The organism is Streptomyces sp. NPDC056734 (assembly GCF_042790455.1).
GTDB lineage: Bacteria > Actinomycetota > Actinomycetes > Streptomycetales > Streptomycetaceae > Streptomyces.
Window position 1 is genome coordinate 317,570 of the sequence record NZ_JBHTZD010000004.1, and the last position, 24,653, is coordinate 342,222.

General features: G+C 71.2%; 21 protein-coding genes and 2 pseudogenes. 14 read left to right on the forward strand and 9 right to left on the reverse strand.

Annotated elements, in window-relative coordinates; all coding sequences use genetic code 11:
* Positions 1–553: 553 nt before the first annotated feature.
* The 3 genes from ACFRFC_RS07785 to ACFRFC_RS07795 all read right to left on the reverse strand — a co-directional run bounded on the left by ACFRFC_RS07785 (position 554) and on the right by ACFRFC_RS07795 (position 3,008).
* The gene (locus tag ACFRFC_RS07785; protein ID WP_382687112.1) at positions 554–1,078 is read right to left on the reverse strand and encodes a transposase; all 525 of its coding nucleotides are present in this window, start codon (positions 1,076–1,078) and stop codon (positions 554–556) included.
* 34 nt (positions 1,079–1,112) lie between these two features.
* Positions 1,113–1,640, reverse strand: a complete 528-nt coding sequence (locus ACFRFC_RS07790) for a sugar O-acetyltransferase (protein ID WP_382687470.1) — start codon at positions 1,638–1,640, stop codon at positions 1,113–1,115.
* 102 nt (positions 1,641–1,742) lie between these two features.
* Positions 1,743–3,008 (reverse strand): alpha/beta hydrolase family protein, encoded by a 1,266-nt coding sequence (locus tag ACFRFC_RS07795; protein WP_382687115.1) that lies wholly within the window; start codon positions 3,006–3,008, stop codon positions 1,743–1,745.
* A 280-nt stretch (positions 3,009–3,288) separates the two neighbouring features.
* Here ACFRFC_RS07795 and ACFRFC_RS07800 point away from each other — a divergent pair, with 280 nt between their 5' ends.
* The 4 genes from ACFRFC_RS07800 (at position 3,289) to ACFRFC_RS07815 (ending at position 7,154) form a co-directional block, all read left to right on the forward strand.
* Positions 3,289–4,659, forward strand: coding sequence for a sensor histidine kinase (locus tag ACFRFC_RS07800; protein WP_382687117.1), 1,371 nt, complete (start codon positions 3,289–3,291; stop codon positions 4,657–4,659).
* Complete coding sequence (locus tag ACFRFC_RS07805; protein ID WP_382687120.1) at positions 4,656–5,333, forward strand: response regulator; 678 nt, start codon at positions 4,656–4,658, stop codon at positions 5,331–5,333. Before ACFRFC_RS07800 ends, ACFRFC_RS07805 begins: the two co-directional genes overlap by 4 nt.
* A gap of 72 nt (positions 5,334–5,405) precedes the next feature.
* On the forward strand, positions 5,406–6,470 hold the full coding sequence (locus ACFRFC_RS07810; RefSeq protein WP_382687474.1) for an LLM class flavin-dependent oxidoreductase: 1,065 nt from the start codon (positions 5,406–5,408) through the stop codon (positions 6,468–6,470).
* A gap of 3 nt (positions 6,471–6,473) precedes the next feature.
* A complete protein-coding gene (locus ACFRFC_RS07815) occupies positions 6,474–7,154 on the forward strand; it encodes an NADPH-dependent F420 reductase (protein WP_382687122.1) in 681 nt (226 codons plus the stop codon).
* A gap of 106 nt (positions 7,155–7,260) precedes the next feature.
* On the opposite strand, the gene ACFRFC_RS07820 is transcribed toward ACFRFC_RS07815, so the two are convergent.
* The gene (locus ACFRFC_RS07820) at positions 7,261–7,611 is read right to left on the reverse strand and encodes an Atu4866 domain-containing protein (protein WP_382687124.1); all 351 of its coding nucleotides are present in this window, start codon (positions 7,609–7,611) and stop codon (positions 7,261–7,263) included.
* A gap of 310 nt (positions 7,612–7,921) precedes the next feature.
* Here ACFRFC_RS07820 and ACFRFC_RS07825 point away from each other — a divergent pair, with 310 nt between their 5' ends.
* Complete coding sequence (locus tag ACFRFC_RS07825; RefSeq protein WP_382687125.1) at positions 7,922–8,758, forward strand: Atu4866 domain-containing protein; 837 nt, start codon at positions 7,922–7,924, stop codon at positions 8,756–8,758.
* 76 nt (positions 8,759–8,834) lie between these two features.
* The gene (locus ACFRFC_RS07830; protein ID WP_382687128.1) at positions 8,835–10,226 is read left to right on the forward strand and encodes an amidohydrolase family protein; all 1,392 of its coding nucleotides are present in this window, start codon (positions 8,835–8,837) and stop codon (positions 10,224–10,226) included.
* A gap of 2 nt (positions 10,227–10,228) precedes the next feature.
* Here the strand turns inward: ACFRFC_RS07830 and ACFRFC_RS07835 are convergent, their stop codons facing one another.
* From ACFRFC_RS07835 to ACFRFC_RS07845, 3 genes are all read right to left on the reverse strand, one after another.
* Positions 10,229–11,011: an SDR family oxidoreductase gene (locus tag ACFRFC_RS07835; protein ID WP_382687131.1), complete on the reverse strand. Its 783-nt coding sequence runs from the start codon at positions 11,009–11,011 to the stop codon at positions 10,229–10,231.
* Between the two features lie 230 nt (positions 11,012–11,241).
* Positions 11,242–12,081, reverse strand: coding sequence for an SDR family NAD(P)-dependent oxidoreductase (locus ACFRFC_RS07840; RefSeq protein ID WP_382687133.1), 840 nt, complete (start codon positions 12,079–12,081; stop codon positions 11,242–11,244).
* 142 nt (positions 12,082–12,223) lie between these two features.
* Entirely contained in the window at positions 12,224–13,060 is an 837-nt protein-coding gene (locus tag ACFRFC_RS07845) for a helix-turn-helix domain-containing protein (RefSeq protein ID WP_382687136.1), read from the reverse strand.
* 193 nt (positions 13,061–13,253) lie between these two features.
* Between ACFRFC_RS07845 and ACFRFC_RS07850 the strand changes: the two genes are divergently transcribed.
* Entirely contained in the window at positions 13,254–14,126 is an 873-nt protein-coding gene (locus tag ACFRFC_RS07850; RefSeq protein WP_382687139.1) for a helix-turn-helix transcriptional regulator, read from the forward strand.
* Between the two features lie 163 nt (positions 14,127–14,289).
* Here the strand turns inward: ACFRFC_RS07850 and ACFRFC_RS07855 are convergent, their stop codons facing one another.
* Positions 14,290–16,209: a glycerophosphodiester phosphodiesterase family protein gene (locus ACFRFC_RS07855; RefSeq protein ID WP_382687141.1), complete on the reverse strand. Its 1,920-nt coding sequence runs from the start codon at positions 16,207–16,209 to the stop codon at positions 14,290–14,292.
* A 201-nt stretch (positions 16,210–16,410) separates the two neighbouring features.
* Here ACFRFC_RS07855 and ACFRFC_RS07860 point away from each other — a divergent pair, with 201 nt between their 5' ends.
* The 6 genes and pseudogenes from ACFRFC_RS07860 (at position 16,411) to ACFRFC_RS07885 (ending at position 21,855) form a co-directional block, all read left to right on the forward strand.
* Positions 16,411–17,079, forward strand: coding sequence for an NUDIX domain-containing protein (locus ACFRFC_RS07860; RefSeq protein WP_382687144.1), 669 nt, complete (start codon positions 16,411–16,413; stop codon positions 17,077–17,079).
* A gap of 3 nt (positions 17,080–17,082) precedes the next feature.
* Positions 17,083–17,919, forward strand: a pseudogene (locus ACFRFC_RS07865) (aldo/keto reductase); the annotation flags it as partial.
* Positions 17,920–18,125: 206 nt separating this feature from the next.
* The gene (locus ACFRFC_RS07870) at positions 18,126–19,274 is read left to right on the forward strand and encodes a methyltransferase (RefSeq protein ID WP_382687147.1); all 1,149 of its coding nucleotides are present in this window, start codon (positions 18,126–18,128) and stop codon (positions 19,272–19,274) included.
* Between the two features lie 320 nt (positions 19,275–19,594).
* Positions 19,595–19,833: pseudogene (locus tag ACFRFC_RS07875) on the forward strand (ABC transporter permease); the annotation flags it as partial.
* Positions 19,834–19,949: 116 nt separating this feature from the next.
* Entirely contained in the window at positions 19,950–20,849 is a 900-nt protein-coding gene (locus tag ACFRFC_RS07880; RefSeq protein ID WP_382687477.1) for an ATP-binding cassette domain-containing protein, read from the forward strand.
* A 103-nt stretch (positions 20,850–20,952) separates the two neighbouring features.
* Positions 20,953–21,855 carry a sugar phosphate isomerase/epimerase family protein gene (locus ACFRFC_RS07885; RefSeq protein WP_382687150.1) on the forward strand — a complete coding sequence of 301 codons (903 nt, stop codon included), beginning with the start codon at positions 20,953–20,955 and terminating at the stop codon, positions 21,853–21,855.
* Between the two features lie 111 nt (positions 21,856–21,966).
* On the opposite strand, the gene ACFRFC_RS07890 is transcribed toward ACFRFC_RS07885, so the two are convergent.
* On the reverse strand, positions 21,967–22,980 hold the full coding sequence (locus tag ACFRFC_RS07890; RefSeq protein ID WP_382687152.1) for a DUF3068 domain-containing protein: 1,014 nt from the start codon (positions 22,978–22,980) through the stop codon (positions 21,967–21,969).
* A gap of 283 nt (positions 22,981–23,263) precedes the next feature.
* Between ACFRFC_RS07890 and ACFRFC_RS07895 the strand changes: the two genes are divergently transcribed.
* Positions 23,264–24,646 carry a glutamate decarboxylase gene (locus ACFRFC_RS07895; protein WP_382687155.1) on the forward strand — a complete coding sequence of 461 codons (1,383 nt, stop codon included), beginning with the start codon at positions 23,264–23,266 and terminating at the stop codon, positions 24,644–24,646.
* The last annotated feature ends 7 nt before the right edge of the window (positions 24,647–24,653 follow it).

Sequence of the window (24,653 nt, forward strand, 5' to 3'; positions counted from 1 at the left end):
GGTCTCGGGGGAACTGCGGGCCGCTGGGCCGGGCGGGACCGTGAGTAGCCGTCTCCGCTGAACGAGCGGGCCCCTCGTGCCGCGTCGGCAAGGCATCGATGCCTCAACCGGTTCCACCCGGGGGGACTCTTCCATCAAGTACCCGCCGTGCCCTGCGTGACAAGACCGGGCCATGATCAATGCGTGCACGTGTTGAACGGACGATACGGTCGACGACACCGCACCCAACCGGACCGACATCAGGTATCCGTGATCCGCCGCCGCAAAGGGACTATCTCCCACACTGCTGACAACGGGCGCCTGCTTCAGGCGGGAACGTCGTGAGCAGCCGAGGCACTGCGCGCGGTGGAGCAGCCGCCCACCGGCGATCTGGGGTGGGCAGACGCGATCCGCGACGGCGCCGGAGCGGAGCGGGTCCGGTGGATGAGGCAATTCGATGCCGTGGCGACTGTGCGGGGGAGCGAGCGGTCGGTGGACCGGTGGTGCCCCCAACTCCTGGGGGTCAAGGGGTCGCGGGTTCAACATCCTGTCGTCCCGACAGCGAGGTAGCAGGTCAGAGGGGTCCTTCGGGGCCCCTCTTGACCGTTTCCAGGGCTGCCGTCCGGCGCTTTCTCACCAACGCTGTTGACCAAGGCCGGTCGGCCGTCCAGGACGGGCAGGCGTGCCGAGCGTCGTGCAGGCGCACTCTCCGCACCCCCGTCGCAGCCATCAGCTCGGGTGCCTCGCTCCCCGGCGGTCGGCTTCTACGCTGCCTGCTGCGCCCGGCACGCCTTGAGCGTCCGCAGGACCGGCTTGGGCAGGGGCAGGGTGCGACCTTCCTGGCCGTCAGGTCCAGGTCCGGGCTCCAGCGGGCACCGCACACCTGCGCCTGACGCTCGGCGATCAGGGCGAGCGGTATGGGCGCCCCTCGCCAGGGAGTACCAGTGCGGTACGGGTAGACGATCGCCTCCACCATGCGGCGGTGATCGGCCCATAGCCTGCCACGACGACCCGCACGGGAGGGCGGCAGCGGCTGGATGCGGTCCCACTGGTGGTCGGTCGGCCGGGCGTGACGAGGCATCAGGGTCGGACCGCACATGTGCAGCGCACCCGGACCGACAGCCCGGCCGGGATCAGTCGATCTTCTTGATCACCCGGGCGGGCACTCCCGCGACCACGGTGCCGGCAGGAACATCACGAGTGACCACCGCACCGGCGGCGACCACCGCACCGGCACCGATGGTCACCCCCTGTGTGATCACGGCAGCCGTCCCGATCCAGACGTGGTCCTCGATGACGATCGGGGCGAAGGAGAGGTACTCGCGGCGCTCGGCCAGGGGCAGTGGATGGCCTCCGGTGATGAGGCTGACCTTCGGGGCGATCATGACGCCGTCGCCGATACGGATGCCTCCCTTGTCCATGAAGGTGCATCCCTGGTTGACGAAGACGTTCTTCCCGAACGTCGTGTTGAGCCCGTACTCGGTGAAGAACGGCGGGTAGATCACCACCGACTCCGGCAGCGGGCCGCCGAACACAACGGAAAGTAGTTCCGCGCGACCCTCGCTGTCGCTGAACGGAAGCACGTTCAGTCGAGACGTCGCATCGGTCATCTCCATGATCCGCTCTGCATGACGCGCGAACTCAGGCGTCTGGACATACATGACCTGCTCTGTGCGGGTAGACATGCGCTGATTCCACCACCGCGCAGAGCACTCGATCAAACAACCCTGCACCACAACGGACACAACCAATGGTTGTGGGTTTCAGCTCATCACCTCCACCTCCGGACAGCGCGCGCCCGGACGTTCGAAGAAGCCGGTGGGCCGGTTCTTCAGGTGGTGGTCGAAGAAGGCCCTCGCGGCGGCTCGCTGGGCGGTCAGGGAGCGGTGGGGGGTGATGGTGCCGATCAGGTCCGCCGCCGCCGGGATCTCCAGATACGGGGTGAGCTGCGGCAGGATGACCTGGAGGTCGGTGTACGAGCCGTGTGCGGACCCGCGCAGGCGCAGCGCGCGCTTCCAGCCTGTCGAGGCGGCCCAGAACGTGTCCCAGCCGGGGACGTTGCCGAAGGTGTGCGGTCCGGACGCCATCAGCAGGAACGGCGAGGTGACCCCGGTGCCGGCGACCGGGCCGATGAACTCCCCGTCGAGGTTGACCGCCGCGCCGACACGCGGGTCGTCGTGGGCGAGCTGGGCGGCCACGGAACCGCCCAGGGACTGGCCGAGCGCGCCGACGCGGGAGAGGTCCAGTGCCGTGGACAGTCCGCCCGGGAGCGGTTGCGCCTCGGCGTCGGGGTTGTGGCCCCGGGCCAGGGCCTCGATCCGGCCCAGGACGAATCCGGCGTCCGCGAGGCGCGCGCGGGAGTGCTTCGCGAGGAGCGCCGCGATGACCTCCGGGGTCAGTTCGTCGGGGAGGGGGACGGCTCGTTCGACACGACCGCCGGGGAACTCGACCTGGTCCGCCTCGTAGGTGGAGTCGACGGTGATCACGACGTAGCCGTGCGCGGCCAGTTCCTCGACCAGGGTGGTGCCCAGCGCGCGGGTGCCGCCGTCGCCGGGGAAGAAGAGCACCACGGGCAGGGGTCCCATCCGCCGGGCGACCGGGGCGCCGGTCCGCGCGTGTGTCCGGATTCCCGGCCAGTCCACCGCTCCGGGCGCGATCGTCAGACCGGGCGCGGAGTGACTGTCCCAGTCGGCCGCGGCGGCGGGGCGCAGCCATGGGGCGGTCGGGAACGTTCCTCCCCGTTCCGCCGGGTACCACACGCCGACCATCAGCTCCCGGAAGGGTTTCGACGGGAGGAGGGGATCGGGCCGGGTCCGGTCGACGAGGTGCAGTTCGACGGTGCCTACGGGGTGCCGGGTGGTGGGCGCGGGCAGGGAGACGGGGAGGGCGGAGGGGAGGGCCGCGGGAAGGGCGCGGGAGACCGGGCGGGCGGTGGCCGGGGTGGCAGTGGCCGGGGTGGCGGTGGTGGCCGTTGTGACGAGGGCCGTGGCCCCCAGCTTCATCAGCGTTCTGCGGCTGGGACGTGGCATCGGCAGCAACCTGCTTCCTGCGAGGGGTGATGTGTGTTCGGCTGCGAGCAGCGTTTCAGTGGGCCGGTCGCCCTCGCGACGTACGCGGGGCTGATCCACCCGGTGGACCCAGGTCCCCTCCGAGAAGGTCCGTCCTTCTCCGGGAGGAGCCACGGGGGAGCCCCCAGCGCCCCAGGGCGTACTTCGCTGTCCGCCGGTCGTCGGATACGAGGGAACGGGCCTGGCATCTAGCGTGGAGAGGCATCTGTCCCACAAGGAGCACCCCGCGAGGACCGCCACGATGATCGAATCCGCCCCCTGCCCCCATCCCCTCAAGCGTCTCCTCGTCCGTGCGGCGCACCTGCCCCCCACGGCACAGGACACCGCGCTTGCCGCCACGGTCTTCGCCGTGACCTTCGGGCAGGGGCAGTTGGAGGGCGCCCGGGGGGTGCTGCTCCAGACGGCGTTACTGCTGCCGTTGGTGTGGCGGCGCCGGGCGCCGCTGACCGTGTTCGGGGTGATCGCCGCCGTCGCGCTCGTCCAGTGGCTGCTGGGCGTCCAGTTGCCCGCCGACGTCGCGCTGCTGATCGCCCTCGGCACGGTCACCGCCCGCTCTCCCCGGCGGCCGGCGCTGCTGGCCGTGGCCGTACTGGAGGCCGGCGCCCTGATGTCGGCGGCGCGCTGGGCGCCCGAGGGCCGCTTCCTCGCTGCGGCCTGCGCGACCACCGCCCTGGTCGTCGTCGCCGCCCTGCTGGGGGCGAACGTACGGGGCAGACGTCGCGCACAGGAGGACCGGGTCGCCCATCTGGAACGCGAGCGTGACCAGAAGGCGCGGCTGGCCGTGACCGAGGAACGGGCGCGTATCACGCGGGAGATCCATGACAGCGTCACCCACAACCTGTCGGTGATGGTCGCCCTCGCCGACGCGACCGTGCACGCCAGGCCCGCCGATCCGTACCCCGTGCTGGACCAGATCGCCAGCACCGGACGGCAGGCGCTGACCGACATGCGGCGATCGCTGGGCATCCTTCGAGCCGAAGCGGGTGATGTGGGTGACGTGGGTGACGCGGGCGACCTACCCGACGTCCCGGAAACACCGCACGCCGAACGCCACCCGCCCCCCGGCATCCCCGACCTCGCCCCCCTGTGCGCGCAGATGCGGGCCGTGGGCCTGCCGACTCTCCTCCACCTGGACGGCGACCCCACGGATGTACCCGCCGCGGCGCAGTTGACCGTCTACCGGATCGTGCAGGAGTCGCTGACCAACACGCTCCGGCACGCGCCGCCGGGGACCCGGGCCGAGGTACGGGTGTCCTGTTCGCCGAGCGCCGTCACCATCGAGGTGACCGACGACGGCCCCGCCGTACCCGCCGTACCCGCCGTACCCGCCGTACCCGCGGCACCCGCCGTACCCGCGGCACCCGCCGTACCCGCGGCACCCGCCGTAACGGCCGTACCCGCCGTACTCTCCGCACCGGCCGGGTCATCCGCATCGTCCGGGCCGCCCGCACCCCCTCCACCTCCCGGGCCCCTCGGGCCCCTCGGGCCGCCCGGCCGCGGCCTCGCGGGGATGCGCGAACGCGCCGCCGCCTACGGCGGGACACATCAGGCGGGCCCGCTCCCCCTCGGGGGATGGCGGGTCTTCACTCGTCTCGAACTGGACACCGCATGACCACCCGAGTCCTCCTCGTCGACGACGAGGAGTTGCTGCGCGTGGCGTTCACCATGATCCTGCGCGCCGAACCCGACCTGGAGCCGGTCGGCGAAGCGGCCGACGGCGAGAGCGCCCTGCGCCTGACACGCCAACTGCGGCCGGACGTGGTCCTGATGGACGTACGTATGCCGGGCACCGACGGCATTGAGGCGACCCGGCGGCTGCTCCAGGAGTCGCCCCGCACCCGCGTGCTCGTCCTGACCACCTTCGACCTGGACGAGTACGCCTTCGACGCGCTCAGGGCCGGGGCGTCCGGGTTCCTGCTCAAGAACACCCGGCCGGAACATCTGCTGGCCGCGATCCGGGATGTCGCCGCGGGAGAGGCGGTGGTCTCTCCCCGTATCACCCGGCGCCTGCTGGAGACCTTCGCCCACCAGCTGCCGCCGGCCTTGGGCGGGTCCGACGGCGACGCCCGCCTGCGGCTGCTCACCGACCGCGAACGCGAGATCCTCCTCCATGTGGCCCACGGCCTCACCAACACCGAGATCGCCACGGCCACGCGCCTGGCGGAGCCCACGGTGAAGAAGCACTTCGGCCGCATCCTGTCCAAGCTGGGACTGCGCGACCGCGTCCAGGCGGTGATCCTCGCCTACGAGACGGGCCTCGTTCGAGCCCCCGGGCCACATTGTTGACGCATCAACCTGACTATGGGATAGTTGAAATATCAACCAATGGGAGATGTGGAGGATGTCGCCATGAGTGACATGACAGGCGTGACGCGCAGGGTGGACGGGACGGACGCGGCCGGCCTGGTGCTCGGCCTCGACACGTTCGGCGACGTCCCGCAGCGCGACGGCGTACCCCTCTCCCACGCCGCCGCCGTCCGGCAGGTCGTCGAGGAGGCCGTGGTCGCCGACGGACTCGGTGTCGATGTCATCGCCCTCGGTGAGCACCACCGCCCGGAGTACTCGATCTCCGCCCCGGAGACCGTCCTGGCCGCCATCGCCGCCCGCACCTCGCGGATCAAGCTCGCCTCCGGAGTGACCGTGCTCAGCTCGGACGACCCCGTCCGTGTCTTCCAGCGCTTCGCCACCGTGGACGCGATATCCAGCGGCCGTGCCCAGGTCATCCTCGGCCGTGGCTCCTTCACCGAGTCCTTCCCCCTCTTCGGGTACGACCTGAGTGACTACGACATCCTGTTCGAGGAGAAGCTCGATCTGTTCGTGAAGCTGCTCGACGAGAAGCCGGTCACCTGGAGCGGCACCACCCGAGCCGCGCTCGACGCCGCCGACGTCTTCCCGAAGACCGAGTCGGGGCGCCTGGACACCTGGGTCGGCGTGGGCGGATCCCCGCAGTCGGTCGTGCGCACCGCCCGGCACGGGCTGCCGCTCATGCTCGCGATCATCGGAGGCTCGCCCGCGCGTTTCGGACCGTACATCGACCTCTACCAGCGGGCCGCCGACCAGTTCGGCACGGTCGCGCACCCCGTCGGCATGCACTCACCCGGCTTTGTCGCCGACACCGACGAGCAGGCCAAAGAGGTGTTCTACCCGCCGTACAAGGTGATGCGGGACCGGATCGGCGCACAGCGCGGCTGGCCGCCGCTGCGCCGTGAGGAGTTCGACGCCGAGGTCGACCACGGCTCGCTGTACATCGGCGCGCCCGAGACCGTCGCGCGGCGCATCGCGGGTGCGGTGAAGACGCTGGGTGTCGGACGCTTCGACATGATCTACGGCTCCGGCGCCCTGCCGGTCGGGGCCCGGATGCACGCCGTCGAACTCTTCGGTTCCAAGGTGGCGCCCATGGTCCGCGACCTCCTGGCGGGCTGACCCATGACCACCCTCGGCATCCTCGGCGCGGGCAAGGTCGGCACCGTGCTCGCCCGGCTCGCGGTCGCGGCGGGCTACGACGTCCTGGTGGCCGGCTCCGGCGACCCGGCGAAGATCGCCCTCATCGTGGAGGTCGTCACGCCCGGCGCGGTCGCGGTGACCGCGGCCGAGGCCGCCGAGCGCGCCGACCTCGTCGTCCTCGCCCTGCCGCTGGGCAAGTACCGCGCCATCCCGGCGGAGGCGCTGCGCGGCAAGCTCGTGGTCGACGCCATGAACTACTGGTGGGAGGTGGACGGCATCCGGGACGATCTGACCGACCCGCGCACCACCTCCAGCGAGATCGTGCGGGATTTCCTGCCCGGGGCGCGGATCGTCAAGGCGTTCAATCACATGGGCTATCACGATCTGGAGGAGGGCGCCCGGCCGCCGGGCACCCCCGGCCGCAAGGCCATCGCCATCGCCGGGGACGGCGACGCCGACGTCACCGAGGTCGCGGCCCTGGTCGACGCCCTCGGCTTCGAACCGGTGCTCGCCGGGCCGCTGGCGGAGGGCGTCCGCATGCAGCCGGGCACGGAGCTGTTCGGGGCCAACACGGATGCGGGTACCGTCCGTGAGCTGCTCGACCGGTTCCCGGCCACCGAGCCGGGCCGGTTGGTGGGGGAGGCGCCGGGCGACGGGGGGTGAGGTGGCGGGCCCGGGGGTGAGTTGGTGGGGGCTTCCCAGACCCCGACCCAGACCCAGACCCAGAACAGGACCCCGACCCTGACCCTGACCCGGACCGGCGACGACCCTAACCGGCTTCGCCAGGCCGGGCCGGGGCGCCGTCACGCCTCCCGTCACTCTCCTCGCCCCCATCCCCCTCCCGATAGAGCACCAAGTGCTCGTGGTGGAGAACGCCGTCGCGGACATCGCCGGTCGCCGTGAAGCCGGTGTCGTCGACGTAGTCGATGTGCGCGCCGGTGACGGTGTAGTCGCCGGTATAGGCGCTGCGGCGGGTGCCGCGGGCCTCGTCGTAGCGGCCGTTCGCCAGCAGCTCCTGGCGGATGAACCCGTCCGCGGTCACCCACATCCCGACGTACGGGTGGGGAGCGGGCGGGGCCTGCGGGGTGGGACGGCTGCGGGGTGAATCGTTCCTGGTCATGGGTCTACGGTCCACCCGCCGGCCGGGGGTAACCAGGCCGCAGTCTCCCCGGGTGAGCGTCTCCTGGGTGCCGCGCACCCAGCATCGCGCACCCACCCGGCATCGCGCACCCACCCAGCATCACGGAGCCCCCCACGGTGTCCATCGCGGAGCCCACCGCCCTGTCCATCGCGGAGCCCCCCGCCCCGTCCATCGTGGGTGCGCCACACCTGGGCACATCGCGGCCTGGTTCCGCCTCCGCCGCGCGGCAAATCTGGTGGTTGGGCAGCCGTCACCCACGGTGCCGGACCACCAGACCGAGGAGCGCGCGATGAGCGACACCGACACCCCGAACCAGAACCCCAAGGCCCCGAATCACAGCCCAGAGGCCCTCAACTGGAACCCGAAGGCCCTCCACGAGATCCGCTCGAACGACACCGGGCGTCCCGTCCTGTTCACCAACGCCCGCATCCTGACCATGGACCCGCTGATCGGCACCATGACCGGCGCCGACCTCCTGTTCGTCGGCTCCCTGATCGTGGGGGTCGGGCCCGCCATCGTCACGGCGGCGCAGGACGACAACGCCATCGTCGTGGACTGCGTCGGCATGACCATCGCCCCGGCCGTCGTGGACACCGTCGCCCTGGCGGGCGGACGTGCCCAGCGCTCGGAGTACGTGGCGACCCTGACCCCGGGCAACGTCCCCGACTTCCTGGTGCTGCCCGACGCACTCGCCTCCGGCGTGCCGGACGCGGTGGCCACGGCCCTGACCCGGCCGGAGCAGGTCCGTGCGCTCGTCGCGGCGGGCCGGCCGGTGCGGTGGGCGGGCGCTGACGTGCCCGGCCGGGCCGCCGCCCCCGGGACCGGCATCCCCGCCGCCCCCGACCTGACCGGCAGCCCGCGCGTCGGCGTCTGGATCGACCGGAACGACTTCCTGCACCAGGAACTCACCGCCGACGGCCGCTACGACGAGACCCGGGGCGGACGCCCGCACGCCTACCAGGGCCGCTACTGGACCGACGGCGACCGCATCGACTACCTGGACGACCTCGGCTTCTGGGCCTACGGGGAGTTCCGGGGCGACGAACTCCACCACGCGGGCTACGTCATGAAGCTGACCCGACGCGACCTGACCCGACGCGCCCTGACTCGCCCCGAGCTGGCCTGACCTGACTGGTCGGAGCCGGCCCACCCACTCCCGGTCAACCAACCCCGCTCCCCTCCCCACAGAAAGCAGCCCCCTCATGCCCCGCAACACCCCCTCCGCCCCGCCCCCGCTCGAAGAACTCCGCCGCAGGCCCGCCGACCGGCGCCGCATCCTCTTCACCGGCGCGACCCTCGTCACCATGGACCCCGCCCTCGGCGTCATCGACGGCGGTGACCTGCTCGTCGAGGGCGACTCGATCGCCGCCGTCGGCCGTGACCTCGACGCGGGTGACGCGGTGGTCGTGGATGGCGCCGGTACGATCCTCAGCCCCGGTTTCGTGGACACCCACCGGCATGCCTGGGAGGCCCAGTTGCGCCGGATCATGCCGGACGTGGACGACCTCGGCGGCTATGTCATGGCCACCCTGGCCGGGTACGCGACCGTCTACCGGCCCACGGACATGTACATCGGCACCCGCCTGGCCGCCCTGACCGCGATCGACAGCGGCATCACCACCATGCTCGACTTCTCCCACAACTCCCGTACCCGCGAGCACTCCGACGCCGCCGTCGAAGCCCTGCGTGACACCGGCATCCGGGGCGTGCACGCCTCCATGGGCCCGCACTTCGGTGACTGGGACCGGCAGTGGCCCGGCGACCTGACCCGGCTCAAGGAGCGGTACTTCAGCAGCGACGACCAGCTCCTCACCCTGCGCCTGGCGACCCTGGCCACCGACGAGATCGCCGGACCGGCCCTCGCCTACGGTCCCGAACTCGCGTGCGTGGCAAGGGACTTGGACGTCGGAGTGAGCGTCGACGCCGTCTTCGGCACCGCCTCCTCCGAGGCCGTCCTGCGCTGGGCGAAGGACGGCATCCTCGGCCCCGATGTCACCCTCATCCACGCCACCGGACTGACCGCCCAGGCGTGGCAGGCCATGGGCGCCACCGGCACCACCGTGGCGCTCGCGCCCACCTCCGACGCGCAGATCGGCCTGGAGACCGCGATCCCCGCCGTGGACGAGGCACTCGCCGCCGGTATCCGTCCCGGACTGAGCATCGACGTCGAAGTGGCCCTGGCCAGCGACATGTTCACCCAGATGCGGGCCCTGCACGCCATCCAGCGGATGCGCGCGGTCAACGCCGGGTACGGCACCGACCGGCAGCCCTCCCGGATCACGACCCATGACGTCCTCGACTTCGCCACCCTCCAGGGCGCCCGCACCAACGGCCTGGCCGGTGTCACCGGCTCGCTCACCCCGGGCAAGAAGGCCGACCTCCTGGTCATCCAGGCCGAGGACCTCAACAACATGCCCCTCAACGACCCCATCGGCACGATCGTCCTGGGCTCCGACGCCCGCAACATCAGCGCCGTCCTCATCGACGGCGAACCGCGCAAGTGGGACGGACAGGTCCTCGATGTCGACCTGGCCGCCCTGCGGAACGAGGTGCACAGCTCCCGTGAGTATGTGCTGCACACCCCGTCCGCGTGAGGTCAGACGGCCTGGGCGGTGGGGAGGATGGTGATCTCCGTGAGGTTGACATGGCGGGGGACAGCGGCCATGAAGGCGACGGTCTCCGCGATGTCGGCGGACTGGAGGACGTCGATGTCATGGATGAGGTCGGCCATGAGCTGGGAGGCGTCGGGGTCCGTGACATGGTCGGGCAGTTCGGTGTCGACCATGCCGGGCTCGATGGTGGCGACCCGGACCATCTTGCGCCCCAGCTCGACCCGGAGCAGGCGGGTGAGATGGCTGATGTACGCCTTCGTACCCGAGTAGACCGAGAACTTCTCCAGGATGCGGGTGGCCGCGATGGAGGAGGTGTTGATCAGGTCGGCGGGCCTGCCCTGCCCCGCTGACGCGGTGAGGTGGGGCAGGAACGCGGCGATGACGTTCATCAGACCGCTGATGTTGAGGTCGATCTGGCGCTGCCATTCATCGACCTTCAGCTCCTCGATGCCCGAGATGAGCTGGACACCGGCGTTGTTGAACACCAGGTCGGCCTTGCCGAAGCGGGCGGCGACCTGGTCGGCGGCGCTCTGGACGGCGGCACGGTCGGTCACATCGACGGCGAGGGCGAGCGCGGTGCCGCCGGCGGTTTCGATGGTCTCCACCAGGGTGTCCAGGCGCTCCTTGCGCCGGGCCAGTACGACGACGGTGGCGCCCAGTTCGGCCAGTCGGCGGGCGGTGACGGCACCCATGCCGCTGGAGGCGCCGGAGACGACGGCGACCCGGCCGGCCAGGGGGGTACCGGTGAGCAGAGCAGCGGACATCACAGAACCTCAATCCGTGTGAGTTCGGTCAGGGCGATGGAAGGTGATGGAGGAGATGGAGGAGATGGAGGAGAGGGGGGTGGTTGATCGGGGTGGCTGGTGGGGTGGGTTGAGCGAGTGACCCCCGGGCGCCCGGACCGTGCCGGGCGCCCGGCGAGATGTCAGGCGAGATGTCAGTCGGGAGGTCAGTCGGGAGGTCAGGCGAGACGTCAGCCGAGACGTCAGGCGGAATGTCAGGCGGCGTCCTCATGACCCGTGGCCGCGGACTTCTCACGCCACGGGGCGACGTCGTCCCGCACCTGCTGGTACTTGACATCCAGCCGGTCCAGGGTGTCCTGCCCGAGGTAGAGGTGGGTCGGCAGCTTCTCCGTGGAGGCGACCTCCACGATCAGGGCAGCGCCCTTGACGGGGTCGCCGAGCTGGGTGTGGTTGGCCCGGCCGATCCAGTCCAGTGTCACGTGCGCCGGGGTGTCGTCGTAGTCCGCGATACGGGTCGCGGCCACCGAGAGCGAGCTGGAGTCGAGGAAGTCGGTGCGGAAGACACCCGGTTCGACCACCATCGACTGGATCCCGAACGGCGCCATCTCGACGGAGAGCGCCTCACTGATCCCGGCGACGGCGAACTTCGACGCGCAGTACAGGCTGACGCCGGGCTCCCCCTCGAAGCCGGAGCGCGAACCGATGTGCACCAGCCTGCCCGAGCCCTGCTCGCGCATGACCGGCAGTACGGCCCGCGTGACATTGATCAGGCCGAAGACATTGAGGTCGAACAGCGACCGGGCCTCCGCGTCCGTGATCTCCTCCAGGGCGCCGAGCAGACCACGGCCGGCGTTGTTCACCAGGACGTCGATCCCGCCGAACCGCTGCACGGCGGCCTCGACCGCCCGCGGGATGCTGTCGTGGTCGGTGACGTCCAGGGCGACCGCGAAGACCCGGTCGGAATTCTTGAGATCGTCCGGGACCCGCTCCGGGTTACGGACGGCGACCACGACCTCGTTGCCGCCCGCCAGAGCGGCTCGGGCGATCTCCGCCCCGATTCCACGAGAAGCGCCGGTGACAAACCATGTGGCCATGGGAAAACCTCTTTCGCCATTTCCCTTTTCGGGATTTCCTGTTGACGAATTCGAGTCTGCCCGCCCGCTTTGTGGCTTTGAAGGCCGTGCTTTTCCTGGGAGTCACACACCCAGGCAAGGGGAGCCGCACAACCAGAGCCCTTTACGCCCCGAGGGAGCCCAGCAGGGCCAGCCCGTCGGCGGAGACAGAGCCCGGCTCCGCCTGGAGGACGACGAGCTGCTGTCCCGGTGCGCTGCGGATGACGAGAGCCTCGTGCCGCAGCTCCAGCGCCCCCACGACGGAGTGCCGCACCCGCTGGACGTCGTACGACGGGATGCGCGGGCACGGCCGGGCCCACAGGGCGCGGAACGCCTCGCTGCGCACCGACAGTTCCCCGACCAGCTCCAGGACCCGGGGATCGGCCGGGGCGCTCGCCGCGGTCTGCCACAGGTCGGCGACCGCCCGGCTCCGGGCCCGCTCCGGGTGCCGGTGGAAGGCCGTCGCCGCCGGGTCCAGGAAGAGCATGCGCAGTACGTTGTCCCGCTCCGCGAAGTCCCGGTACAGGGCGTCGGCCAGGGCGTTGGCGGCCAGCAGATCCTGGGCGTGCCCGAGGATGAAGGCCGGTGTCGTGGTCCAGCTCTCGATCAGCCGCCGCAGGTGCGGGCGTACCCGCTCGACGCGGGCGGGCGCCTTCGTACGGCGCGCCGCCGGCCGGGCCAGCCGCAGCAACTGCGCCCGGTCCTCGTCGCCGAGGCGCAGCGCGTGGGCCAGGGCCTCCGCCACCGGGCGCGAGGGGCTGACGTCCCGGCCCTGCTCCAGCCGGCTGTAGTAGCTCGGACTGATCCCCGCGCGGGCCGCGACCTCGTCCCGGCGCAGGCCGGGCACGCGGCGCGGGCCCGCACCGGTCAGCCCGGCCGCCTCGGGGGTGAGGCTCTCCCTGCGCGAGCGAAGGAACCCACCCAGCCCGCCCACCGGGCCGGGGCGCGCGTCGTCGTCCATACCGTCAAGGCTAGGCGGAACACACCCCGAAACGCTTCGCCGAAAGTGGGTGCATCACACCCAGGAACACCAGTGGTACGCGGGAAATCACGACGTTCGCACCGGGCTCACCCCGCGTGACGGAAGGCCGACCCGGCGTCGATTTTCCGTGACCGGCACTCCCTCTCCGGGAAATGCCCTCTAGTCTTGCCGGATGAGCAATGCGACGCCTTTGGGTGACTTCCTCCGAGCCCGTCGAGAAGCCCTGAAGCCCCACGACGTCGGTCTGCCGGAGCATGGCCGACGCCGGGTGCCGGGGCTGCGCAGGGAGGAAGTCGCCCTGCTCGCCGGAGTCAGCTCGGACTACTACATCCGCCTGGAACAGGGGCGTGAGAACAGCCCCTCCGCGCAGGTCCTCGACGCCGTCGCGCAGGCACTCAAGCTGGACCCCGAGGCCACCGACCACCTCAACCGCCTCTGCCTCACCCCGACGCAGCGCCCGCGCGACCGGGGCGCGGCGACGGTCAGCCGGCAGTTGTTGCAGCTGATGGACGGCTGGGCGCACACCCCTGCGTTCGTCCTCGGCCCGGCCCTCGACATCATGGCGGGCAACTCCCTCGCCACCGCCCTGCACAGCGGGTTCGACGGGTTCGACAACCTGGCCCGCATGGTGTTCGTCGACCCGGCCGGGCGCGAGTTCTACCCGGAGTGGGAGCGCGCCGCGCACTCCTGTGTCCCCGAACTCCGCGCCGCCTACGGCCATGACCCCGGCTCGGCCCGGATCGCCGAGGTCGTCGCCGAACTGTCCACGGGGAGCGAGGAGTTCGCCGGGATCTGGCAGACGCACGAGGTCAAGAGCAAGTCCCAGGAGGGCAAGCACCTCAGGCACCCCCAGGTCGGGGACCTGCACATCGCCTTCGCCGCGTTCACCGTCAACGGCGCCCCGCACCAGCAACTGGTCGTCTACCAGGCCGAACCCGCCAGCCCCACGCAGGCCGCCTTCGAGAGGCTCCGGGCGATGGCGTCACCGCCGAAGCAGGCCCAGGCCGCCCCGCCCGCCGCTGCCGACGTCACCGTCAACGACTAGGACTGGGGGCCGCCTGGCTGACCCCAGAACAGGGACCAGGACCAGGACCAGGACCGGGAAGGGCCCCAGGGACAGCGTGCCGCCACGGGTGCACGCGCCGTACCCCGTGACAGGGCCGCACCCGGTTCCCCGTGCGGCCCCGTCGCAGAAGGACGAACGAACGTCAGCGGTCGTTCTGCTCGGCCTGGAGCTGCCGGGCGTCCGAGGCGATCAGCTTCGCGGTGTCCGACGGGAGGTTGCCGTGCCGCCCGGCGAGGTCCGCGGTCTTGGCCAGCAGGCTGTACTTGCCCTGGGCCAGCTGGGACAGCAGGACGGAGACGGCGCTCTGCTTGCCCTTCGAGGTCAGGATCAGATGGCCGAGACCGGCCTGGTCCGCCTCAACGGTGAACGTGCTGGTGGCCGTCGCGATGCCGGAGGCGCCCGTCGCCTTGACGGTGACGGTGTGCTTGCCGGCCGGCAGCTTCGTCAGGTCCAGGGCGTCACCCGCCTTGCGGGTCACACCGTCGACGGTGATCTCCGTCTTCGTGGCGTCCGCGTGGTCGGCGTCCACCGCGAGGACCGGGCGCTGGGCGCGGTTCAGGACGGCACCGTCGGCCGGGGAGGTGACGGCGACGGCCGTGGCCGGGGTGACCTGCTGCGCCTTGGCCTGGTTCCAGCCGGTCAGTTCGGTCGGCCGGTTGGTGATGATGGCGTCGACGCCCCACGCGTCGTACTGCTGCCACTTCGCGGCGGAGTCGATCGTCCAGACCATGGTGGCCACACCGGCCTGGTGCAGCTGCCCGACGACCTCGGGACGGGCCTCCAGGGCGCCGCCGCTCGGGTTGTACGACGTCAGGCCCAGGTCCTTGGCGACGGCGACCGGGTCGGCGTCCAGGGTGCCGACGAGCAGGCCCAGGGGCAGCTCCGGCGCCAGTTCGCGCACCCAGCGCAAGTGGTCCTTGCTGAAGCTCTGGACGAAGACCCGGCCCGTCATCTTCTCCGCGCGGACCACGTCGAGCATGGTGGCGACCTGCTCCTTGGTGTCCGCCCGCTTCACCTCCAGCAGCAGACTGCCGCCGCGGGTGCGCAGATCGGCGAGCTGCTCGGCGAGGGTGGGCACCTGCGCCCCGGCGAAGGTCGGTGCGAACCAGGAACCGGCGTCCAGCGCTTCGAGTTGCGCCGCGGTCAGGGCGGTGATGTCGCCGGTGCCGTCGGTGGTGCGGTCGACGGTGTAGTCGTGCATCAGGTACGGCACGCCGTCCTTGCTGAGCTGCACGTCGTTCTCGATGAAGTCGGCGCCGCCGCGCCGGGCGACCTCCTGGGCCTGGAGGGTGTTCTCCGGCGCGGCCGAGGACGCGCCGCGATGCGCGATGACGGTCATCGGGGCGCCCTCGGGACGCAGATAGCCGTTCGGGCCGAGCGCGGTGACCTTGACGTCGTCGAAGGACACCTTGGCACCGTTGACGACGAAGGCGAGACCGCCGTCGGCGGAACGCTGGAGCTGGTTCGTGCGCATCAGCTGCTTGCCGTCGAGGAACCAGGTCGCCTGGTGACCGTGCACCTCGATCCGGACCTTGACGTCCCGTCCGGTCGCGGCGGCCTGCGGGGCGGCGGCGGTGTTGGTGACGTTCCACGCGCCGGCCGGGTTCAGCTGGGCGAACTCCACACCGTTGGACGCGGTGCTGCCGCTGCGCAGGGTGGCGATCCACCAGGGGGTCGCGCCGGACGCGGGCACGTCCAGGCCCAGCGCGAACCAGCGGGTGGCCTCGTTGACGGACTCGAAGCGCGCGGTCGTCTCGAAGCGGTAGTTCTCCAGGTGCGCGCCGAAGGTCAGCTTCCTGGTGCCGGAGGCGGCGGTGCCGACCAGCCGGCCGTTCTGCACCTGCCACTCCCCGTCGACGGCCCGCCAGCCGGCCGGTATCGACCCGGAGCCGAAGTCCTCGGAGACGACCACATCGCCCGGCTCGACGGTGGAGTCGGCGCTCGCGGACGAGGCGAGGGGCAGCAGCAGAAGAGAGCCGACGACGGCCAGGGCGGTGGTGACTCTGGCCGGTCTGGGCCTGTATCGGAGGTTCCGGGAAATTTGGAGGGTTTGGAGGATCATGACGGTGAAGCTAGAAGCCCTTTCCGTCCTGTGGGCATCCTGTGTGTGTCCGGTTGGGGAACGGCGGCCGGTGGAGTGAGACTTCACTCGCCGGACCCCGGCCCCCACCATCCGGCCAAGATGCTAGAAATCGGTCATGCAATCGGTCATGGATTCAGCCTCAGCCCGACCCGCCCCCCACACCCCTTTGGCGGGTGCCCGATGACCGCCGGCGCCGACACCCCCGACCGCCGTGGCCGTACCGGACTGCACCGCACCGGCCTCGGCCTCACCGGCAACCCGCGCGTCAAGGTGCGGGACGTGGAACTGCTGTCCAGCCACTGGTACGTGGAGCGGGCCACCACCTACGACCTCCAGCACGCCGACGGCACCTGGCACACCCAGCAGCGCGAGACCCACGACCGGGGCAACGGGGCGACGATGCTCCTGTACTGCACCGAGCGGCGGACCGTGCTGCTCACCCGGCAGTTCCGCTTCCCGGTGTACGTCAATGGACACCCCGACGGCATGCTGATCGAGACCCCCGGCGGACTGCTCGACGACGAGGACGAGCACCCGGAACTGGCCGTGCGCCGCGAGGTGGTGGAGGAGACCGGCCACACCATCGGCGCCGTCCGCCATGTCTTCGACGTCTATATGAGCCCGGGATCGGTCACCGAGCGGGTCAGCTTCTACGCCGCCGAGTACGCCGCCTCGACCCGTACCCACGAGGGTGGCGGACTGGACGAGGAGGGCGAGGACATCGAGATCCTCGAACTGCCCTTCCGGCAGGCCCTGGAGATGATCCGGGACGGCCGGATCGCCGACGCCAAGACCATCATGCTGCTCCAGTGGGCCGCACTGGAGGGCCCTTTCACGGACGCCGGATGACCTGCCTTCTGGGCGGACGGCGGCCAGGGCGGCCAGAGCGAGGAACTCCTCGGGCGCTGGCGGCGCAGCCGGGGCGTCGGCGACGAGATCGTCATCGCCACCAAGCTGGGCGCCCGCCCGCTCGCCCCCGGCACCTCGTTCACCGACAACCCCGAGGGCCTGTCCGCCAAGGTGATCCGCGAGTCCGCCGAGCGCAGCCGCGAACGGCTGGGTGTCGAGAAGCTCGATCTGCTCTACGCCCACATCGAGGACCGGACCGTCCCGCTCGCCGAGACTGTCGAGGGGTTCGCCGCGCTGGTCGCCGAGGGCACGGTCGGGCTGCTCGGCGTCAGCAATCACGCCATCTGGCGGGTGGAGCGCGCCCGCGCCCTCGCGGCGGCGGCCGGACTGCCCGGCTACGAGGTGCTCCAGTACCAGCACAGCCTGCTGCGCCCACGCCACGACGTGCGCACCGACCTGTTCCCCGACGGCAGCCTGGGCCACGCGGGCGCGGAACTGACCACCTATCTGCGCCAGGAGCCGGGACTGACCCTAGTCGCCTACTCACCGCTGCTCGCCGGTGCCTACACCCGCGACGACAAGCCGCTGCCCCCGGACTACGAGCACCCCGGCAACCCGGTCCGCCTCGCCGCCCTCCGGGAGGTGGCCCGCGAGACCGGCGCCACCGCCAACCAGGTCGTCCTCGCCTGGCAGCTCGCCTCCGACCTCCCCGTCATCCCGCTCGCCGGTGCCTCCTCCGTGGCCCAGCTGGACGAGAACCTCGCGGCCGTGGACCTGGAGCTGACGGTGGATCAGCGGGCCCGGCTGGACGGGACACGCGCACCCCTGCGGGGGCGGTGATAGCCTGGCCGATCCCCCTCAGACGGCGAAAGGCTGTTCGATGACTCTCGGCATGGTGCTCGGCGATCCCACCTCGCCCGCGTCGACGGGTGAGGGGTGTTCCGGGTCCTGAGCCAGACCTCAGCGACCCATCTCCGTCTCGACCCCTTCCTCGTCGGTGTGCGGTGTGCCGTGTTCCCGCACCTTCCCGCCCGAGGAGTTCCACCGTGTCCGTGCCCGTGCCCGTTCCCGTGCTGACTGTCACCTGGACCGAAGCCGCCACCGTCCGTACCGCCCGCTGGCACTCCGAGAGCGCCGCCCCGCCGCCCGCCCGGGTCGTCGTCGTCGACGACCGCACCACCGCCGCCACCGCCCTCCGCCTCGCCCGCGAGGGCACCGGACTGCTGTGGCGGGGCGACTTCCCGGGCGCCCGTCAGCTGCTGGCCGCGCTCGGCCGGCGGATCGCCCGCGCGGCACCGCCCGCTCCCCAGGACCCGCTCCAGGCGTTCCGGCACGGACGCCGGGCGCGCGCCGACCGCGCCCGCGTCCTCGGCCGGCTGTTCGTCCTGCTGGACGCGGGGCACTCCCTGAACCTGCGCCGGGCGCCCGACGTACGGGACGCCTGCCGCGAGGCGTACGGTCCGGCGGACGACACCATGGCGGTGCCGCTCACCGAACTCCTCGGTGTGCTCGGCGCCCACCAGTGGCGGATCAAGGGCGTGGAGGTACCCGCGCTGGGCGCCCGGATCCATCCGCACTACGGGGTGTTCGCGCCGGTCAGGGGCGAGTACGTACAGCTTGTCGCCGAGGCGCCGGTGCCGGGGGGCTGCCGTACGGCCTTCGACCTCGGGACCGGCACCGGCGTGCTGGCCGCCGTGCTCGCCCGGCGCGGGGTCGGGCGGGTGGTCGCCACCGACATCGGGCGCCGGGCCCTCGACTGCGCCCGCGCCAACGTGTCACGGCTCGGGCTCGCCGGGCGCGTCGACGTCGTAGGACCGGCGCTGTACCCCGGACACCACGAAGGGCGGGCGGAACTGGTCGTCTGCAATCCGCCCTGGCTGCCCGGGTCGCCGGTCTCCGAGCTGGAGTACGGCGTCTACGACCCGGACAGTGCGATGCTCCACGCCTTCCTGGACGGGCTCGCGGCGCGGCTGGCGCCCGGCGGGGAAGGGTGGCTGGTGCTGTCCGACCTCGCCGAGCGGCTCGGACTGCGCGCGCCGGGCGCGTTGCCGGGGTGGATCACGGAGGCGGGGCTGCGGGTGGCCGGGCGGCTCGACACCCGCCCCGCGCATCCGCGCTCCCGCGACACCGCCGATCCACTGCACCCGCACCGAGCCGCCGAGGTCGTCTCGCTGTGGCGGCTGACGGCGGGGTGACCGGGGCGGGCTCGTTGCGTAGGACGCGGGTGGAGGACTGCTGACCGGCCGACTCCAGGTCGACGGGCTCGCGCGGTCCGGCGTGAAGTCCAGGGAAGGGATACGGATCGGTCCGATCGGGGATACGGGTCGGCCGCTGCTGCTGTCTAAGCTTTGTGCTGACATTCTGACAGTGCCCTGTGCTGATGTCTTAACAAAGTATTGACAGTGGACTCAGGAAGGGGATTTGATCCCGGCACTGGGTTCTCCCGTTCTCCGGAGCCCTCACCCTTTTCCCGGTCGCACAGTGAGGTGCAGAAAAGATGGACCGTTCTTCTGATCTGTTCTCCTTCAACACCGTCCAGTCCATCGCCGCGGCCGTCATCGGCGGCGGCCTGCTGACCGGCGGTTACGGCTCCGCCATGGCCCGGTCTTCGGCGCCTTCATGTTCGGCATGGTGAACCAGGGCATCGTGTATGCCGGGTGGACCCCCGACTGGTTCAAGGCGTTCCTCGGTGTGATGCTGCCCGGGGCCGTGCTCGTCAACCTGTGGGTCAGCCGTACGGCGACGCGGAGGTGACAGGTGAGATGCCGCGCGAGGTGACACCCGAGGCGACGCCCGAGAGGCCGCAAGAGTCGATGCGGGCCTTGATGCGAGACTCGATGCGAGAGACGACGGAATAGGTGACCGAAGAAATGACCGGCGACGCCACCGGCACCCACGGGGCCGTCCTCCCCGACCCCCCGACCGCCCAGGACCGCCCGGTCGTGGAACTGCGCGGGGCGGGCAAGTCCTACGGCAACATCCGCGCCCTGCATGGCGTCGATCTCGCCGTCCACCCCGGCCGGGTGACCTGCGTCCTCGGCGACAACGGGGCCGGCAAGTCCACCCTGATCAAAATCATCTCCGGGCTGCACCAGCACACCGAGGGCGAGTTCCTGGTGGACGGCGGGCCCGTCCGCTTCGCCAGCCCCCGCGAGGCCCTGGACCGTGGCATCGCCACCGTCTACCAGGACCTGGCGACCGTGCCGCTGATGCCGGTGTGGCGCAATTTCTTCCTCGGCTCCGAGCTGACCCGGGGCCCCTGGCCGGTCCGCCGCCTCGACATCGACCGGATGAAACGGACCGCCGACGACGAACTGCGCAACATGGGCATCGTCCTCGACGACCTCGAACAGCCCATCGGCACCCTCTCCGGCGGCCAGCGCCAGTGCGTCGCCATCGCCCGCGCGGTCCACTTCGGCGCCCGTGTCCTCATCCTCGACGAGCCGACCGCCGCGCTCGGCGTCAAACAGTCCGGCGTGGTCCTGAAGTACATCGCCGCGGCCCGCGACCGGGGCCTCGGTGTCATCTTCATCACCCACAATCCCCACCACGCCTACCTGGTCGGCGACCACTTCAGCGTCCTGCGCCTGGGCACCCTGGAACTCTCCTCCGACCGCAGCGAGGTCACCCTGGAAGAGCTGACCAACCATATGGCGGGCGGCGCCGAACTCGCCGCGCTCAAGCATGAGCTGGCACAGGTCAGGGGGGTCGATGTGGCGGAACTGCCGGATGCCCCTGGCAGCCCGGACGACACACCTGACCCCCAGTGACCCCCGCCCCCTCCACAACCCCCACCCCCTCCACACCCCCCGTCCCCTCCACAACCCCCGAACCACCCGCACCCCCCGCACCATCCGAAGGGAAGTCCTGACCATGCCCGCTGCGCTCGACCGGATCAGGGTCGGCTCGGCCCCCGACTCCTGGGGCGTCTGGTTCCCCGACGACCCGCGGCAGGTCCCCTGGCGGCGTTTTCTGGACGAGGTCGCCGCGTCCGGCTACGAGTGGATCGAGCTGGGTCCCTACGGCTATCTGCCGACCGACCCGGCCCAGCTCACCGAGGAAACGGTTCAGCGCAAGCTGAGGGTCTCCGCCGGTACGGTCTTCACCGGCCTGCACCGCGGCCCGGCCGTCTGGGAGTCCACCTGGGAGCACGTCGGCCAGGTCGCCGAACTCACCCGGGCCATGGGCGCCCGGCACCTCGTGGTGATCCCGTCCTTCTGGCGGGACGACAAGACCGCCGAGATCCTGGAGCCGCCGGAGCTGACGGCCGACCAGTGGGGCCATCTCACCCGGGGCATGGAACGGCTCGGACGCCAGGTGAAGGAGACGTACGGCCTGGACATCGTCGTCCACCCGCACGCCGACACCCATATCGACACCGAGGCCCATGTCGAGCGCTTCCTGGACTCCACCGACTCCGGCCTGGTCAACCTGTGCCTGGACACCGGGCACTACGCCTACTGCGGCGGCGACAGCGTCAAGCTGATCGAGACGTACGGCGAGCGGATCGGCTACCTCCACCTCAAGCAGGTGGACCCGGCGATCCTCGCGGACGTCGTGGCCCACGAGATCCCGTTCGGGCCGGCCGTCGCCCGCGGAGTGATGTGCGAACCGCCGTCCGGGGTGCCGGAACTGGAGCCGGTGCTGGCCGCCGCCCAGCGGCTGGGCGTCGACCTGTTCGCGATCGTGGAGCAGGACATGTACCCCTGCGAGCCCGACACCCCGATGCCGATCGCGGTCCGGACCAGGAAGTTCCTGCGGTCCTGCGGGGCGTGAGCGGAGCCGGCGTCGGATCGGCAGGACGCCGGCGTCAGAGCGTCAGAGCGGCATGGACACCGGCGTCGGATCGGCACGACGCCGGCAGGGCCCCCGGACCGGACGGCCCCCTCACGGACGGCCCGTCGCGACCTCCCCCTCCGGCACCGGCCGTACCTCGTCGTGGCCGTCGTGGTCGTCGTCGCGCCCCCGCCACCGTCCCCGTACCAGCCGGAAGACCCCCGCGGCGGTCAGCAGCAGGCCCGCCGACGCGGCGGCGACCGGGGCCGTGAGCCCCACCGCCCGCAGCTGGCCGCTGTCCGCCTCGGCGCGGTCCACCGCGAACTGCTGGGTGTCGGCCGTGAAGGCGAGCTTCTCCACCTGGAGCAGGGTCACCGCGTCCTCCTCGGAGCCCGGCGCGCGCAGGGTGCGCCGGGGGCCGAGCTGGGCGTAGAGGGTACGGCCCGTGGCCTGGTCGACGATCAGCTTGATCCCCTCGTTGGAGTACCACTCCTCGGCCATGACCTGCGGTGTGTCCGGGAGCCCCACGAGCGCGCCCGGGACCTGGCGGGTGCCGACCTTCATCGGCGCGACCTCGCCGGTGAACACATACCCCTCGTAGCCGCGCACCTTCTGGGTGTCCTGGTAGGAGAGCATCACCGTGGTGTCACCGGTGCTGTCCCACCAGCGGTAGGCGCGCTTCTCCACGTCGAACGGGAACTTCAGATACGCCTCGCCCTCGTGGTACGGCTGCTCCTCGCAGCAGTGCACCGGCTCATTGGTGCGCCGGTCGGTGACCCAGCGGGCGGTGGAGAAGTCCAGCGCGTCGTGCGGGTCGGCCGCCGGGAGCGATTTCTCGGTGTCGACGGTGGTCACCACGTCCCACACGGCGTTCCCGCTGCGCTCGCTGTCGGCCACGTCACCGCGCACTCGCTGGGTGACCGTGATCGGCTGATCCTCCAGCGTCTCCGTCGCCGCGATGTCGAAGTAGCTGCCGGTGCCCTCGTAGACGGCGGTCACATCGATGTCGATGGGGTTCACCGCCGCGCGCGGCTTCACGTACCACACCAGCATCGGCGCCAGGACGAGCAGAAACACACCGATGCCCAGCAGGACCAGGGAGAGGGGTGAGGCACTCCGGCGCATCCGGTACTCCGCTCTGTCGCTCGACTACGCCCGCAGACCGTAGGAGCAGTCAGGGGGGCGCGTCTACGCACGTGGGTGACAAAACGGCGCCGAACGCGGCCGGGGAACACCCCCCCCACCGGCTCGCGGCCGGCGAACAACCCCCACCGACTCGCGGCCGGCGAACAGCCCCCACCGACCCGCGGCCGCCGGGAGACCGTCCGACCCTCGTCCGGGTGCGCCCCACGGGCGGCGCCCGGCCGCCTGTGCCAGATTGCGTCGGGGGGAGGACGCGGAGGAGACCATGGCCCTGCACCAGACCAACCGCGACGACGAGGTGCCCTTCGACGACGTCTACTCGCTGCCCATCAGCGGGCGCGAGCTGCCGAAGTACCAGGTGCCCCGAGGCGTGTCCGAAGCCCGCGCGGTCAAGGCGCTGATCCATGACGAGCTGACCCTGGACGGCAACGCCTCGCAGAACCTGGCCACGTTCTGCACCACCTGGGCCGAGCCCGAGGTGCACGCCCTGATGGACGAGTGCCTCGACAAGAACATGATCGACAAGGACGAGTACCCGCAGACCGCCGAGATCGAGAACCGCTGCGTCCATATGCTCGCCGACCTGTGGAACTCACCCGAGGGCGCCCATACCCTCGGCTGCTCCACCACCGGCTCCAGCGAGGCGTGCATGCTCGGCGGCCTGGCCCTGAAATGGCGCTGGCGCGAGCGGCGCCGCGCGGCCGGGAAGCCCACCGACCGGCCCAACATCGTCACCGGCCCGGTCCAGGTCTGCTGGGAGAAGTTCGCCCGCTACTTCGACGTCGAACTGCGCCAGGTCCCCCTGGAACCGGACGCCCTGGGCCTGCGCGCCCACCAGCTCCGCGACCACGTCGACGAGAACACCATCGGCGTCGTCGCCATCCTCGGCGTCACCTACACCTGCGTCTACGAGCCGGTCGCCGAGATGGCCGCCGAACTCGACCGCCTCCAGGAGGAGACCGGCCTGGACATCCCCATCCATGTCGACGGGGCCAGCGGCGCCTTCGTCGCCCCCTTCCTCCAGCCCGACCTGGTGTGGGACTTCCGGCTGCCACGCGTCGCCTCGATCAACGCGTCCGGCCACAAGTACGGCATGGCCCCGCTCGGCGTCGGCTGGATCGTCTGGCGCGAGGCCGATCTGCTCCCCGACGACCTGGTGTTCCGCGTCGACTACCTCGGCGGCGACCTGCCCACCTTCGCCCTGAACTTCTCCCGCCCCGGCGGCGAGGTAGTCGCCCAGTACTACAACCTGCTGCGCCTAGGCCATGAGGGCTACGCCCAGGTCCATGGCTCCTGCGCCACCACCGCCCAGATGCTGGCCGGCAAGCTGCGCGACATGGGCCCCTTCACCGTGCTGCACGACGGACAGGAGGCGCTCCCCGCCGTCTCCTGGACCCTCACCGACCCCGCCTCGACCGCCTTCACCCTGTACGACCTCACCGACCAGCTGCGCCGCCGAGGCTGGCAGGTCCCGGCGTACCCGCTGCCCGCCAGCCGCGAGGACACGGTGATCGCCCGGGTCCTGGTACGGCACGGCATCGGCTACGACAAGGTGATGCTGCTGGCCGAGGACATCCGCAAGGCCGTCGAACTGCTGTCGGCGGGCCGGGCGGCGCATGTGGCCGAGCAGCCGGGATTCCACCACTGAACAACCC